Source organism: Faecalibacillus sp. MSK20_93, assembly GCF_020589945.1.
GTDB lineage: Bacteria > Bacillota_I > Bacilli_A > Erysipelotrichales > Coprobacillaceae > Faecalibacillus > Faecalibacillus intestinalis.
This window is the reverse complement of record NZ_JAJDKA010000118.1, coordinates 1-2,090: the sequence shown is the minus strand read 5'-3', so window position 1 is coordinate 2,090 and position 2,090 is coordinate 1. Positions and strand designations below refer to the sequence as shown.

The 2,090-nt window shown below is 43.9% G+C and carries 2 protein-coding genes; both read right to left on the bottom strand.

Annotation, left to right across the window (positions count from 1 at the left end; genetic code table 11):
- The coding region (locus LJD34_RS15805; protein WP_227360347.1) for a replication initiation factor domain-containing protein at positions 1-937 on the bottom strand (937 nt) is incomplete at its 3' end.
- A 183-nt stretch (positions 938-1,120) separates the two neighbouring features.
- On the bottom strand, positions 1,121-2,090 hold a 970-nt coding region (locus LJD34_RS15800; protein WP_227360346.1), incomplete at its 5' end, for an FtsK/SpoIIIE domain-containing protein.

Sequence of the window (2,090 nt, the reverse complement as noted above, 5' to 3'; positions counted from 1 at the left end):
TGAGTTTCCAGTCATTTTTTCGCTTGTCGGGTTCTTCATCAACAAACCGCACATATTGATTGATGATAGAAAAAGCGGTCTGCTCTGCGTCATAATAGGTCAGCAAATCTCGTACTGCATAATAGGCACGTTCATTGCGAAGCCGTATCTCAAAACGGTTGATAATGTCGGCTTCTTCCAAAGGTGTCCCCAACTTGACGTACTGCTCATAGTCCTTTTCATAGATACAGAAATACACGTCTGATTTCAGCGAACCAAGATAAAGGGTACGTCCCATATATTCTCTGTCGTCCTCTCTGTGCTTGATAAGCTCGCCCGACTGGTAAAACTTATAACTTCTGGACTTTCCGATATATTCCCGTTTCCTGCATTTTTCCGCAAGCTCTGGAATATCCAAAATGCCCGTATGGTCGTTGATAGCAAGGTCAATACGCTTCATCACGCCACCGTCTACTAATGCGTCCATGAGAAAGTCATACCAGCTTCGTTGCTGTGCCAGCAGGTAACTTTCAAACTGCCTGCAACCACGCCCCTTTAACTCTAAAAGGACACCTTTTTCTTCGTCAGCCGACGTATAGATAAAGATGTCCCCTAAAGAATAATGCTCCGTATAACTGTAATGTCCGTAATCTTCATGGAGCATATAATTGATATTCAGTTTTAATATGTCTTTGATGATGTGCTGTATATCCAGCGTGGGAAAACGAATTTTTACATAATCAAACAGCATGGTAAGCGGTACTTCTGGATTGAACCTTGCCAGTTCCTTATGCAGAGTTTCCAGAAGCTCCTTTGACGGCTTCATTTTTCCGCTTTCTATCTTATTGAGATATTCTCTTGTGATACCAGAAGCCACCGCCAGCCTGCCTTGTGAGATACCGTAAGCAATCCGTTTCTCCCTTAATTCTTTTATCCATTGTTCTTCATTCAGAACCATACCCCCAATCTGTAAAGTGTGAAGTTTTTTTAGGCGACTTCACAGCCGATTTTTGCTAGGAAACCATGCCAGAAGCCTTATGTTTCCTATGTTTTTTGTCTATTGTCTATTTGCAAACGTACCCCTCTGTTAGATACCGAGGGGTTTTACCTGCTGGCGTGGCTTACGCCACACCAGCAACGGCTAGTCCGTGCCGTCGCCTTTCGCTTCGCACGTCGCCGTCCCGTCCTGCCTTGCTTGTGCAAGAGAACCAATAATCTGCAAAAAATCATGTCCTTTCGGGACTAAAGGCGTGTAAAATTCGCTTATCACGCTTGTTCCCACATCACAATAGCCACGCCCCTTGATACGCTTCTGAAAAAACTGCTTTTTAACATCTGAACCGAACAGCATACCATATCCTAATTCGCTGATACGCCCAAGTCCCACACGGAAATTGAAGTTATCTCTGATACCGTCCGAGAAATACTTTGCGTCTGGACGTTGGCAGGCGACAATAAGGAAATAACCTGCTTGTCGCCCTAACATAACGATTTTCTTTAACTGGCTAAGTAAACTCACGCTTTCTTTCGTCCCCAGCATTTCAAAAAACGCCACATATTCATCAAAGATAAGAAAGCAGGGTGGTAGTCCCAGATAGGCGTAGTTTTCGCCCGTCTTATAGTTCGGGTGTCGTTTCATTTCCTCACTTCGTTGTACCATTCCCTCATAAAAGGCATTGACGCAATCTATCATTTCTTCTTTGGTATGATACACATTTCCCATAACTGTTCCTAAGTCTGCAAGGTCAGCGTTTTTCGGGTCTAAGATGTAAAGGATAGCGTCGGTATGCAGTAAGGCTTCAATGAGCGTCAGCAAAAAATAAGTTTTACCGCCACCAGTCCCACCAGCAATCAGAGCGTGAGGAAGTGCGTCATATTCCCATACAAGATTTTTCATCAGTCTAAGACAGCCGTTTTCTGCCCGTACTTCATCAATGGTAATGCGGTTCGCTATCATATCATAAAGCAGGGTATATTCGATATAGCCGTCATGCAGGGTCTTGTCGGTCAGCTCACAATACAAGCCACTTTCCAATTTATCCTCTAACCGTAAAAGCTGGTCTTGATATTTCCCCAGCGTAATTTCACAGCGGATATGAAGCAGTCCCTTT